Annotated in this window: 10 protein-coding genes; 3 read left to right on the top strand and 7 right to left on the bottom strand. The window is 69.6% G+C overall.

Going from position 1 to position 12,053, the window contains the following annotated elements; all coding sequences use genetic code 11:
• The first annotated feature begins 34 nt into the window (after positions 1–34).
• Together AB0I34_RS20110 and AB0I34_RS20105 are read left to right on the top strand one after the other, a co-directional pair.
• Positions 35–490, top strand: a complete 456-nt coding sequence (locus tag AB0I34_RS20110) for a DUF6194 family protein (protein WP_360446959.1) — start codon at positions 35–37, stop codon at positions 488–490.
• A 149-nt stretch (positions 491–639) separates the two neighbouring features.
• Positions 640–1,860: a S8 family peptidase gene (locus tag AB0I34_RS20105; RefSeq protein WP_360446957.1), complete on the top strand. Its 1,221-nt coding sequence runs from the start codon at positions 640–642 to the stop codon at positions 1,858–1,860.
• Between the two features lie 53 nt (positions 1,861–1,913).
• On the opposite strand, the gene AB0I34_RS20100 is transcribed toward AB0I34_RS20105, so the two are convergent.
• The 6 genes from AB0I34_RS20100 to eccCa form a co-directional block, all read right to left on the bottom strand.
• Positions 1,914–2,489 (bottom strand): Rieske (2Fe-2S) protein, encoded by a 576-nt coding sequence (locus tag AB0I34_RS20100; protein WP_360446955.1) that lies wholly within the window; start codon positions 2,487–2,489, stop codon positions 1,914–1,916.
• A gap of 164 nt (positions 2,490–2,653) precedes the next feature.
• The gene (locus AB0I34_RS20095; protein ID WP_360446953.1) at positions 2,654–3,967 is read right to left on the bottom strand and encodes a hypothetical protein; all 1,314 of its coding nucleotides are present in this window, start codon (positions 3,965–3,967) and stop codon (positions 2,654–2,656) included.
• Positions 3,968–3,979: 12 nt separating this feature from the next.
• Positions 3,980–5,302, bottom strand: coding sequence for an EsaB/YukD family protein (locus AB0I34_RS20090; RefSeq protein ID WP_360446951.1), 1,323 nt, complete (start codon positions 5,300–5,302; stop codon positions 3,980–3,982).
• Positions 5,303–5,330: 28 nt separating this feature from the next.
• Positions 5,331–6,380: a DUF6177 family protein gene (locus AB0I34_RS20085; protein ID WP_360446949.1), complete on the bottom strand. Its 1,050-nt coding sequence runs from the start codon at positions 6,378–6,380 to the stop codon at positions 5,331–5,333.
• A 1-nt stretch (position 6,381) separates the two neighbouring features.
• Positions 6,382–6,765: a hypothetical protein gene (locus AB0I34_RS20080; RefSeq protein ID WP_360446947.1), complete on the bottom strand. Its 384-nt coding sequence runs from the start codon at positions 6,763–6,765 to the stop codon at positions 6,382–6,384.
• Positions 6,762–10,781, bottom strand: coding sequence for a type VII secretion protein EccCa (eccCa, locus tag AB0I34_RS20075; RefSeq protein ID WP_360446945.1), 4,020 nt, complete (start codon positions 10,779–10,781; stop codon positions 6,762–6,764). Before eccCa ends, AB0I34_RS20080 begins: the two co-directional genes overlap by 4 nt.
• A gap of 134 nt (positions 10,782–10,915) precedes the next feature.
• Between eccCa and AB0I34_RS20070 the strand changes: the two genes are divergently transcribed.
• Complete coding sequence (locus AB0I34_RS20070; protein ID WP_360446943.1) at positions 10,916–11,764, top strand: hypothetical protein; 849 nt, start codon at positions 10,916–10,918, stop codon at positions 11,762–11,764.
• 6 nt (positions 11,765–11,770) lie between these two features.
• On the opposite strand, the gene AB0I34_RS20065 is transcribed toward AB0I34_RS20070, so the two are convergent.
• The gene (locus AB0I34_RS20065; RefSeq protein WP_131356895.1) at positions 11,771–12,052 is read right to left on the bottom strand and encodes a hypothetical protein; all 282 of its coding nucleotides are present in this window, start codon (positions 12,050–12,052) and stop codon (positions 11,771–11,773) included.
• Position 12,053 lies beyond the last annotated feature (1 nt).

Here is a 12,053-nt window from a genome sequence, read left to right as displayed (position 1 = left end):
TCTCTACTGCAGCTTCAATGACACACTTGAAGGCATGAACTTCGACGAACTGGATCGGCTGATCCGCGCGGACGACGGCCTGCGGGTACTCGAGGCCCAGGACGACCTGTTCTACCTGTACGACCCGGCCGCGGACCTGCCGCCGGAGCGGCAGCAACCCTTCGCCACGATCGTCACCGGCGACCACTACGAGAAGGTCTCCCGGCTGGACGAGCCCGGCGCGTGGCGACTCAACATCGGCCTGACCAAAGCGACGTACACCTCGCTGTTCGGACCCGTGCCGACCGAGCGGGATGCCGACTGGGTGCTCGACTCGGGCCACGACTACACCCAACGCGACAAGCTGATGCCGCATCCCTTCTACGCCTCGCAGTACTGGGTCTGCATCGTCTCCCCCACCGAACTCGACCCGTTGAAGCCGCTGCTCACCGAGGCCTACGAGTTCGCGGTCCGCAAGTACGACCGGCATCGGGCCCGGCAAACCAAGTGAACATTGCGGTCGTGTTGCGGGTTGTCCCATAAGGCCGGTTTGACCCCCGGTTGGGATGAGCGGGCTCTCTAGCGTGTGACTCAGGGTAGACAGGCAGGTCCTTTGCGTGAGGCAACAAGGCCTTGCGCTGACTCGAGGGAGTTCCGCCCATGTCCCTATCCGTACGCAGGCCACGTGCCGTTCTCGGCGCCGTGGCAGCCGCCGCGCTCGCCGCCACCGCGATCGTCGCCACCGCTGCCGGCAGTGATGCCGCACAGCAGGCCGACGTGACGATCCGCGGCGCCGGCACCGCAGACGCGATCCCAGGCAGCTACATCGTCGTACTCGCGGGCCAGCGCTCGCAGGCCCAGACCCGGGCCACCAACCAGAGCCTGGCGAGCAGCTACGACGTGAAGGTCCGCGACCAATACGACGCGTCGATCAAGGGCTTCTCGGCGAGCATGAGTGAGGAGCAGGCGAAGAAGCTGGCCGGCGACGAACGAGTCGCCTACGTCCAGCAGAACCAGAAGATCACGGTCAGCCAGGACGACCCGCCGTGGGGCCTGGACCGGGCCGACCAGCGCGATCTGCCGCTGGACAAGAAGTACGAGGCAGCCACCACCGCCGACAACGTGAACGTCTACGTGATCGACACCGGGATCTACGCCGAGCACAAGGACTTCGGCGGCCGCGCGTCGGTCGGTACCGACACCGTCGGCGACGGCCAGAACGGCGTCGACTGCATGGGTCACGGCAGCCACGTGGCCGGCACCATCGCCGGTACGACGTACGGTCTCGCCAAGGGCGCCAAGGTGTTCGGCGTCCGGGTGCTCGACTGCAGCGGCTCCGGTTCGACCGAGTCCGTGGTGGCCGGGATCGACTGGGTGACCAAGAACGCGAAGAAGCCCGCGGTGGCGAACATGAGCCTGGGCGGCGGCGCGGACGACGCGCTCGACGCGGCGGTGAAGGCGTCGGTCGACTCCGGCGTCACGTACGCCGTTGCCGCGGGCAACGAGGGTTCGGACGCGTGCGGCGGCTCGCCGGCCAAGGAGCCGTCCGCGATCACGGTCGGCGCGACCGACGACCAGGACCAGAAGGCGACGTTCTCGAACTGGGGCACGTGCGTCGACCTGTTCGCGCCTGGTGTCGACATCACGTCGGTCGGCATCACCGACCCGGACGCGACCGCCAAGATGAGCGGTACGTCGATGGCCACGCCGCACGTGGCCGGTGGGGTCGCGCTCTACCTGGCCGACCACCCGGACGCGACGCCGGCTGACGTCGCCACCGCCCTGGTCGGCGCCTCGACGCCGGACAAGGTGGGCGACCCGGGCACCGGTTCGCCGAACAAGCTCCTGTTCGTCGGCAAGGCCGACCCGGCACAGGGCTGACCAATGTGAAAGGCCCGGCCGCTCTCTGGGAGTGGCCGGGCCGTTCGCTGTTGTCAGGCGGACTGCACGATGTTGCTGCCCTCGACGGCGACGTTGACCGCCGGGAGCGGGCGCTGCGCCGGACCACTGGTCGGGCTGCCGTCGCTGATGCTGAAGTGGCTGCCGTGGAACGGGCAGACGATCTGTCCGCTCTCGATCGAGCCCACCGGGTTGCCCTGGTGGGTGCAGACCGCGGAGAAGCCCTTGAACTGGCCTGCGGCCGGCTGCGTCACGACCACCTTCGCGTCGGTGAAGATCTTGCCGCCACCGACCGGTACGTCGGACACCGGGCCGAGGACTGTGCCCCCGCTCGCACTGGACGGCGGCGCGGAGCTGGTCCCGCTGGTCGGTGCCGAACTGGTGCCCGTTGTCGGTGCTGAGCTGGTGCCGGTCGTCGGCGCGGAGCTGCTGGTGCCGCCTCCTGCCGTGTCGTTGCCACCACCACAGGCCGCGAGAATCGGGGCGCTGGCACCTACGAGTGCAGCCATCGCCGCACAGCGCAACACCGTCCTCCGGTCGCGCACGTCCTCGGGCGCAGGGGTCGCCTCGGTCGACTGCGGGGTGGGTGGTGCCATGGTGTCATCGCTCATGAATCTGGACCTCCAGGAGCTTGCTGGTCGAAGTAATTGAACGCTCTGCTTCTTTGCTGTCTACCCGACCCCTCCAAACGGGCGGATACCGAGTCAAACGACCAGCTGAGGCGAACGGTTCAACCGCTACGGGATTCAACCGCGATTTGAAAGTTTGCTGAGAATCAGCTGGCAGTGCGGGTGACCGTGTCGACCACCCGGGCGGCCAGGTCCAGCACAGCGCGCCGCGTCTCGGCCTGGAGCTCCTCGGTATGCATCGGCCAGGCCTGCGCGATGTGGACGTCGTACGGCAGCACGATCGGCTCCAGACCGCGTTGCCGGAAGGCCCCGACCAGCCAGTTGATCGAACCCGGGTGGACGTTCTCGACCATGGTGATGACGACGACGCCGCGGCTCAGCAGCACGTCCTGTCCGTCCGGCGTCAGCTGATCGAGCTGCGTCAGGCAGTAGTTCGCCACCTGCTGCGCGGACGGCACCACGAGAACCGCGCAGTGCCCTGAGGACGCCATCACGGTGGCGATCTCGCCAAACATGGTCCCCGGGCAGTCCACCACGGCCAGACCGACGTCCCGCGCGCCTTGGCCCTGCACCTCGGCGAGCGTCGTACGGACCGCGTCGGCGCTGGCGTCGCTTCGGACCAGACTGACGCCCTCGATCGGACCGGCGCCCAACGACAGCTCGAGCCGCCGCGACAACTCCGCACCGGCCGGGTCGACGTCCACCGCGACCACGCGGTCGCTGCGTTGCGCCGCAAGCATGGTGGCGAGCAACGCGGTGACTGTCGACGTACCGCCGTCGGTCACCGGACTCAGCACGCCGACGCGACGCATGATCGCGATCGGACGGCGGATGGTCGCGATGTGGTCGACGTCGCGCTGCATCCGTCCGGACGCGCCGATCAGGTACGCCGCCTCGGATGCGATCCGGCGGAAGTGCCGGAACACCGAGTCGCCCTCGTCCCCCTCCTGCTGCGGCTGCGGCGCTCCCCACCCGTCCTGCTGAGGTTGAGGCCGCGGCTGCGGCGGGTACTGCTGGTGCGGCGGCGCCTCCTGGTACGGCGGAGGAGGTGGCGGCGGCACGTACTGATACGGATCCGGTTGCGGGTACTGGCCCTGGCCGTACTGCTGCGGCGGGTACGGCTGTTGCGGGTACTGCTCCTGCGGGTACTGCTGTGGTGGGTACTGCTCCTGCGGATACGGCTGCTGTGGGTACTGCTGTGGTGGGTACTGCTCGTACGGCTGCTGTGGCGGGTAGTACTGCTGTGGCGGGTACGGCTGCTGGTCGTACGGCGGCGGCGCGTACGGCTCCTGGGGGTAGGGCTGGGGCGGGGACTGCTGTTGCGGTGGCGCCGGGGCAGGCGGTGCTTCCGGACCCGGTTCCGCGGGAGCCGGCGGGTTGTCGGTGCGGGCCTGTTCTTCGGCCGGTGGCTGCTCCGCCATCTGGCGCAGCATGTCACCCTGCCAGTTCGATTCAGTCATTCCATCCGGTCGTCAGAACGCGTGCAGCAGTTTGGAGTAGACGCCGAACACACCCAGCGCCAGGGGGACCGTCACGATGATCGCCCCGACCTCAAGATAGTCGAGCAGTTGCGTGAGCCGCGCGCGGACATGCTCCGCCGGTGCGAAACCGAGACCGAAGGCGCAGAACATCGCCACCAGCACCAGCAACCCGAGCGCGATGAACGCACCGCCCTGACCGTTCAGCGCCGCGATCAGCACGCACCCCGTCACGATCGTGAACGCGGCCGCGAACAGAACGGCCACCTCACTGACCAGCGGGTACAACCGCGACCGCGAAGCCAGCAGGAACGCCAGCACCAGCGCAAGTGCGACCGCCCACGCACCGCCCTGCCGCAGCAGCATGATCCCGGCGACCGCCGACGACACTGCGATCGGCACGGTCGCCAACGCGAGACCCAGGTGCGCCGCGTTCAGCGCACTCTGCACGTCGCCGCGCATGATCTCCTGGCCGGACGCGCGACGGTCGTCCAGGTTGGACAGTCCGGACAGCGCCAACGCCATCCGCGGCAGCAGTCCGAGCAGCAGTACGGCGAGCAGTGCTGCGAGCGCACCGACCCGCTCGGTGGCCAGTCCGGTGCCGACACCGATCATCCAGACCGCGACGAACAGGATCGACGTCGCGGAAGCGACCGCGCCACCACCGGCCACGCCCGCGGCGGCGTACAGCAACGGTCCGAAGGCAAGGCAGAGTGCGCCGAGCGTGATGACGAGCCCGAGATCCCATCCCGCGTCGAGCGCCCAGAAGCCCACCGACAGCGCCAGCAGCACCGTCGCGACTGTGACCAGCGGGATCGCGACCACCTTGCTGCCGCCGCGACCGAGGGCGATGCCGATGAAGGCACAGATCGCGGCCAGCACCACCAGGATCGCCGCGGTCAGCGCGTTCGGCGCGGCCACCAGCAGCGAGATCGCGCCGGCGATGATCGAGAACACCAGCCCGGCTCCGGCCAGGATCCGCCGGTGCGCGGGCTTGAACGTCGTACCGCGGCGCTTGAGGTCCTCGACCGCTTCCTCGGTGACGTCGTACACGGTCGGGGGCGGAGGCAGCTCACCCTCGGCCGCGAGCCGCAGCACCGTGCCGTCGATGATCTGCGCGGACGCGAGCGTGCCCTCCGGCGGAACCAACGCACCGGCCGCGGTGGTGAGGAAGCGCCGTTGAGGTGTCTGCTGCAGCGGCTCGTCCAGCATCCGCAGCAGGTCCGGCAGCAGTACGCCGAGCGGTTCGTCGGCGGGCAGCACCGCATCCAGCCGACGGCGCTGACCGATCACCGTCACCCGGCTGTACACGCTCATCCTTGTCTACTCCCGTCGTACTCGTTCGTCACTTCCGGCCGGCCAGAGCCTCGGCCGGGATGAGCTTCTTCATCAGCGCCGCGTACTTCTCCCAGTCGCGCGGATCCCGGCCGTTCCCGATCGGGTACCAGATCGCGGGCGCGTGCGCCGGGCCGATGGCCAGCGCCTTGCTGATCCCCTCGACCTTCACCATCTCCGCCACGCTGGAACCCTCGACCGCCTCGTGGCCGGCCGCGATCCCGATCGGGCTCGCCATCGCGACGAACCGCGGCTGGTAGGTCCCGTCGGCGGCGCCGTACGACCCCATCACCATCGCCGAGATCAGCTCGAAATTGTCGGCGATCTCGTCGATCCAGTCGCCGACCTTGTTCACGTCGGGAAAGTCCATCCCGGGCTGGGCGACCGCCAGCGTCACCGTCTCGTCCAGGCCGGACTGGGTCCGGCGAGCCTCCAAGGTGCCGACCGCGGGCCGGAACTCCGCGCCGGGCTGCCCCGCGAGGATCAACCAGGTCGGATCCGGCGCCCGGCCACGGCAGTACTCGGTCAGCGCCTCCGGGCTCCAGGGCTGGGTGACCGGCTCGGACGTCGACCAGCCGGCCGGTCCGGCGCCGGTGGTCGCGGTGAACAGCCGTTCGGCGACGCGGCCCAGCACCAGGCTCGCAACCGGCTTGTGCCGGACCCGCACGGTGAACTGCAACTGGCCGAACAAGTCCTCCTGGACGGCGAAGTCAGGATGCAGGTCCGACGTCTGCTCCCCTGGCTCGGCCGTCGACCGGGCCAGGAACTGCTCGCCGTTCCACTTCAGCCGGACCCCGTTCAGGCCGTCGAAGTACTCCCCGTCGTCGGCGGTGACGACCCACTTCGCGTTTAAGCCGCCGAACAGCGTCGAGCGGACCGGCCAGGTCAGCCGGGATGTCTTCGGCGTGATCAGCTGGACGTCACGCCCGGCCGCCTTGGCCGACGTCAGCGCGTCGCTGAGCCAGGCCGACATGCCGATCACCGGGCGGTCCTGCATGACGACGGCGACCTTGTCCGTGATCAGGTCGACGCCTGGGCTGAAGGTCAGGTCGTTCGGCATCTCAGTTCGTCCCTTCGGTCTCGGGTGCCCCGACGCCCGCGGACGTCCAGACCTTGCCGCCGAGCCGGTCGATCAGCGAGTTCGCGTACTTCTCCGCCACTTCGCGGCCACCCTTGGTCGCCGTCGCGCGGATCTCCACCCACCACGCCGGCGTCTGCACCGGACCGACGCCGGGACCGAGCATCCGCTCGACCTCACCCGGCACCTGGATCAGCAACGGCAGCTCGACCGACACCAGCGGCAGGTCGTCGGCGTCGCAGAGCTGGACGACGGCCCCGTCGCTGACCGCGCGGACACCGAGCTCCTCCCCCGCGGCCTGCAGGCCCGCCAGGATGTCGTCGCTCGACGGGCGCCCGTCCACGAGCGCCACCAGGTCGTAGGTCATGTCGTTCCTCCGCTGCTCTGGGCGCCGGCCGGCGCCGGGTCCGCCATCGCCGTCTGGACCAGCTCCGGCCCGTCGCCCCGTCGTACGAACAAACCGCGGCCGGGCGGGTAGTCGCCCGGGTAGGCCCCGGTGAAGAGCTGTCCCTCGCTGCGGTCGCCGGACAGGACCAGACCGGCCGCTCCGGACTCGAGCACCGCGGACATGAACGGCTCGTACATCTGCCGCGACGCACCGGAGGCGCGCCTGGTGACGATGAAGTGCAGCTTGATGTCGCGGCCCGACGCGACGTACGGCAGGAACGCGTCCATCGGCGACTGGCCGCCCGATGTCAGCAGGTCGTAGTCGTCGGCCAGCACGACGATCCGCGGGCCGCCCTGCCCTGCCTCGGGGATCGCGCCGGTGTCGTCGGGCATCCGCTTCGCCAGCTCCTCCGACACCCCGTTGGCGAGCCCGGCGGCGACGCGGCCCGTCGGCGCGTAGCCACCGACGTACGCCTCCGGGACGAACTCGCGCAGGCCGCGTCGCGGGTCCATCACCGCGAACACGAGCTGGTCCGAGGTATGCTGGTCGATCAGCTGCTGCACGACCAGCCGGACGATGTTGGTCTTGCCGGAACCGCTGTCGCCGAAGACGACCAGGTTGGTGTCCCGGCCGGCCAGGTCGAGATACACCGGTGCCAGCGCCCGCTCGTCCACACCGATCGGGACGACGGCCGGCTGCCGGACCTCGTCGGCCACCTGGTTGCGCGGCAGCTGCAGCGGCAGGATCCGGATCTGCGGTGCCCGCGGACCCTGCCAGGTGGACCGCGCCGCCACTGCCTGGGCCTCGAGTACGTCGGTCAGGTTCGTGTCGTCGGCCGCACCGTCGATCCGGGGCAGCGCGAACTGGGCGTACAGCTTGCTGCCCGGGATCAGCATCCGGCCCGGGCCTGCCTTGCGCAGCACGTCCTGCAGGCGCCGGTCGATATTGGAGTCCGATGGGTCGTTCAGCCGGAGCTCGAGCATCGTCCCGAACATCGACTGGTTCTGCATCCGGATGTCGTTCCACCGCATCATCGCTGTGACCACGTGCACGCCGTAGCTGCTGCCCCGCTGGAGGATGTCGGTGATCGGCTCGTCCAGTTCGTCGAACGTCGTCCGGATCGCGCCGAAGTTGTCGATCACGAGGACAACGTCCGCCGTCGGCAGCTCCGGGAGGCTGCCGGCCGCGTGGTCCGCGCGCAGCGCCTCCATCGTGTCGATGGCGTGGTTGCGGAACACCCGCTCGCGCTGGTCGATCATGCCGCGGATCTCTTCGACCGTCCGCCGGATCCGCTCCCGGTCGGTGCGCAGCGCGACACCGCCGACGTGCGGAAGCTCGGACAGCGCCTGCATACCGCCACCGGCGAGATCGAGCGCGTAGATCGCGACCTCTTGCGGGGTGTGGGTGTGCGCCAGCGAGGTCACCAGCGTCCGCAGCGCAGTCGTCTTGCCGGACTGCGGGCCGCCGACGATCGCGGCGTGACCACCGGCCCGGGTCAGGTCCAGCCGGAAGACCTCCTGGCGCTGGTTGGCCGGGTCGTCGACCACGCCCACCGGCGGGCACATCTGCGGCGACCGGACCGCCAGCTGCAGCCCACGGCCGTCGACGTAGTCCGCACGGCCGGCCAGACCGTCCAGCGTGCAGGCGGCCGGCAGCGGTGGCAGCCAGATCTTCAGCACCGGCTGAGTGGTACGGCGTACCTGGTCGACGAACACGTTCAGCGCCGTCGGACCGGTCGTCCGCTCGGTCGCCTTCTCCTCGACCGGCTTACGGGCCTCCAGCTCCGCCTCGGACTGCTGGTACGGCGTCAGCTCGTGCGGCCGGACGTACTCGCCCGGGTCCTCGACGACCTCGTCGGCCGGCGGGACGTACGGGCCGGAGATGTACGCCGCCCGGAACCGCTGGTAGACGCTCGTGTCGACCTTCAGGAACCCGAAGCCCGGCAGCGGCGGCAGGTGGAACGCGTCGGTGGTGTCCAGCACCGTCCGGCTCTCTTCCTCGGAGAACGTCCGCAGGCCGAGCCGGTACGACAGGTAGGTCTCGAGCCCGCGCAGCTTGCCGGACTCGATCCGCTGGCTGGACAGCAGCAGGTGCACACCGATCGACCGGCCGATCCGGCCGATCGAGAGGAACAGATCGATGAAGTCCGGCCGCTCGTTCAGCAACTCGCCGAACTCGTCGATGATCACGAACAGGTGCGGCAGCGCCGGCAGGTCCGGGTTCTGCTCGCGGTGCAGCCGGTAGTCGGTGATGTTGGCGATGTTGCCCGCGTCCTTCAGCACCTGCTGGCGGCGCAGCACCTCGCCTTCCAGGCTCTTGTACGCGCGCTCGATCAGACTGGCGTCGTCACGCAGGTTGGTGATGATGCCGGCCACGTGCGGCACACCGGCGAACGGCGCGAACGACGCACCACCCTTGAAGTCGACCAGAACCAGCGCGAGATCCTCCGGACTGTGCGTGGCCAGCAGAGCCAGCACCATGGTCCGCAGTACCTCAGACTTGCCCGAACCGGTCGCACCGATGCACAGGCCGTGCGGGCCCATACCGAGCTGGGCGGATTCCTTCAGGTCGACCAGGACGACGGCGCCGTTGTCGTCTACCCCCAGCGGGACTCGCAGGAACTGCCGATCGGACCGAGGCTTCCACAGCTGGCTGAAGTCCAGCTCGGCGACATCCCCGATGCCGATCAGGCCCATGAAGTCGACGTCGTCGAGCTGGGCGTCCTCCTCCAGGGACTCCGCCGACAGCCGCAGCGGCGCGAGCTCGCGGGCCACGCCCTCGGCCACCGCCGCGTCCAGGCGGTCGACCTGGCCGCTGGCGACCATCGGGTACTGCCCGCGCAGGTCCTCGATGCGGACGTCGTCGCCGTACACGGTGATGCGCATCGTCACCGAGCTCGGCTCCTGGACGCGGTCGGCGACCAGGTGCAGCACGGTGACACCGAGCTCGCCGGGGACGAGGGAGTCGTCGGCCTGCGGGCGGACCTCCGCCGCGACGTCGCCGTACGTGTCGTGCAGGACCAGGATCCGCTGGGTCAGCTTGCGGCGGTCCTCGAAGCTCACCGAGCCGCGGCGCGACTCGGTCGCCCACTGAACCCGCTCGGACAGGTCGTCCGAGAGCAGTTGCGACAGCTTCTGCGGCGTGTCGGCGATGCGGCGGAACGGCGTCGGGCCGTCCGCGCGCTCCGGGTCCTGGACATGCGGCAGCCAGCTCAGCCACTGCCAGTCCGGGAGCGCGGCCCGCGGGTACGCGGCCGCCAGGATCACGTCCTCCGGTGCGTGGAACACCGCCGTCTGCACGAGCAGTGACCGAGCCACCCGGACGACGCCCTCGCGGTCACCGACGATGCTGACATTGCCGACGTGGTCCAGCGGGACCGTCAGCGGCATGTCCGGCATCAGCGTGAACCGCCGGACCAGTGCGTTGGCCTCCGCCATCATGAACTGATCCGGAGGCTCCATCGCGGAACCGCCCTGGCCTACCGTCGCCGGGACCACCGGCACCCGGCCGCTACCGCAGCGCGGTTGCAGGAAGTCACTGTCGGTACGGCGCCGCTCCCACAGCCGGGACACGTCCACGACGCAGTCGAGCAGAGCGTCCGGTGGCGGGTTCAGCTCGAGCGCCTGGGCCCGGGCCTTCCGCTCCTCTTTCGAGAAGTCGTCCCGCATCCGCTCCAGATAGTCCAGGTAGCGGGTGCGCTGCTGCTTGCGGTCCTTGCCACCCTTGCCCCGGGACGCGATCATGCCGCCGATGGAACCGACCATGGTGAGCGCGAGCAGCCCGACACCGACCATGACCATCGGACCGGAGCGGCCCATCGTCATCATCGCGACCGAACCGATGCTGCCGACCATCGGCAGCAGCATCTGCATGGCGCCGCCGCCTCCACCGCCGCCGGCACCGCCAAGACTCGGTGCGACCTCGATCACTCGCTGCTGCTGCACCCCGGGGGCAGGTGTACGCCGCGCCGGGCGGTGCACGATCCGGCTTGCCACTAAGGTTTTCCTCCGCTGGACCAGCCCGCGGTTGCGCGGGGGACTTCGTACTTCTTACCGACGGACGTGCGAGACACTCTAGTGGTGGGTGAGGTCAAGGGATGACGGGCGCGAACGATTCCACCGTGGTGGAAATGATTTCGGAACTCGCACCGATCTGGTTACCGGGTTGCGTGGTGGACGCCGACGAGCGGACCGTGGAGGTCGGCTGGGGCCGGGGTGCACTGCAGATGTCCGCGGTGGTCGGCGTCGGCGAGATCGTCAATCGTTGCCTCCAGCTACCACAGCCGCGCTGGCCGGAGCAGATCGAGGCCTGGCTGCGGGCCGTCGTCGCGGAGGGTGAGCTCGCCACCGAGGAGCACCGGTACGGCGACGTCGGCGAACGTCAGCGTGCCCTGCTGGTGCAGCGCGGCTGGTCGGCCCGGACGGCAGGCCCGGTCGCCGACGCGTTGATCCCGTTCGGGGACCACTTCGAGGTCGTCGTCTTCGTCCGTACGGGCGACGAACTGCGCCGGCTGACCGTGGTCCGGCGCGCGATGCTCGGGCTCGCCGATCCCGGCGTACCGTCACCGGTCCAGTTGTCCCTGGCCGAGATCACCGACCTCGCGCCGCAGCAGCACGATGGCTTCACCGTTCTCGGCCGCGACGACGACCCGCTGGTCTCGATGGCGATCGTGGACCGGGAAAACTTGTTGCCACAGGCATCGATGGGAGCAGGTCTGTTGATCGGCGTACCCCGATTGAGCACGCTCGCGTACTGCCCCGCCGACGCCGGCCAGGCGCGCGCCGACGCGCTCGCCCGGTGGGTCGCCGAGAGCTACCAGGGCGCGCCGGACCGATGCTCGCCGGATCTCTTCTGGTTGCAGGGCGACCAGATGGTCCAGGTTCCCGTGACGCTCGCGACACCGCCGACCGCAGTACTCCCGGCTGCGGTCAAGCCACAGCCGCGGCGGACCTGGCTTCGGCACCTGTTCGGTCGCTGAAGCCGGCTACTTCTTCGACGGCGACGGACTGACCGGGCCGGAGGTCGTTGCCGTCGGCACCGGCTGCTGGTTCTTCTCGTTCTCCTTGGCCATCGAGGTCTTGAAGTACGAGACACCGGCACACCCGGCACAGGCGACCGCCCCGATCATCACGCTGGCGAACACCTTCCCGGTCTGCTCGGTCAGCGTGTTCCTGGCCCGTTCGGCCCCGAACAACCAGGCCTCCCGCAACCGCCGCCGCCGGACCGCGACCGACTCGATGACCTGCGTACCGTAGTTCCCAGACATC

The sequence above is a fragment of the Kribbella sp. NPDC050281 genome (assembly GCF_040655855.1).
Taxonomy (GTDB): domain Bacteria; phylum Actinomycetota; class Actinomycetes; order Propionibacteriales; family Kribbellaceae; genus Kribbella.
This window is presented reverse-complemented; position numbering and strand designations above follow the sequence as displayed.

Excerpts from the sequence above, each read along its gene's own strand:
- AB0I34_RS20110 (WP_360446959.1), top strand. The coding sequence starts at position 35 with ATGAACTTCGACGAACTGGATCGGCTGATCCGCGCGGACGACGGCCTG.
- AB0I34_RS20105 (WP_360446957.1), top strand. The coding sequence starts at position 640 with ATGTCCCTATCCGTACGCAGGCCACGTGCCGTTCTCGGCGCCGTGGCA.
- AB0I34_RS20100 (WP_360446955.1), bottom strand. The coding sequence starts at position 2,489 with ATGAGCGATGACACCATGGCACCACCCACCCCGCAGTCGACCGAGGCG.
- AB0I34_RS20095 (WP_360446953.1), bottom strand. The coding sequence starts at position 3,967 with ATGACTGAATCGAACTGGCAGGGTGACATGCTGCGCCAGATGGCGGAG.
- AB0I34_RS20090 (WP_360446951.1), bottom strand. The coding sequence starts at position 5,302 with ATGAGCGTGTACAGCCGGGTGACGGTGATCGGTCAGCGCCGTCGGCTG.
- AB0I34_RS20085 (WP_360446949.1), bottom strand. The coding sequence starts at position 6,380 with ATGCCGAACGACCTGACCTTCAGCCCAGGCGTCGACCTGATCACGGAC.
- AB0I34_RS20080 (WP_360446947.1), bottom strand. The coding sequence starts at position 6,765 with ATGACCTACGACCTGGTGGCGCTCGTGGACGGGCGCCCGTCGAGCGAC.
- AB0I34_RS20070 (WP_360446943.1), top strand. The coding sequence starts at position 10,916 with ATGATTTCGGAACTCGCACCGATCTGGTTACCGGGTTGCGTGGTGGAC.
- AB0I34_RS20065 (WP_131356895.1), bottom strand. The coding sequence starts at position 12,052 with ATGTCTGGGAACTACGGTACGCAGGTCATCGAGTCGGTCGCGGTCCGG.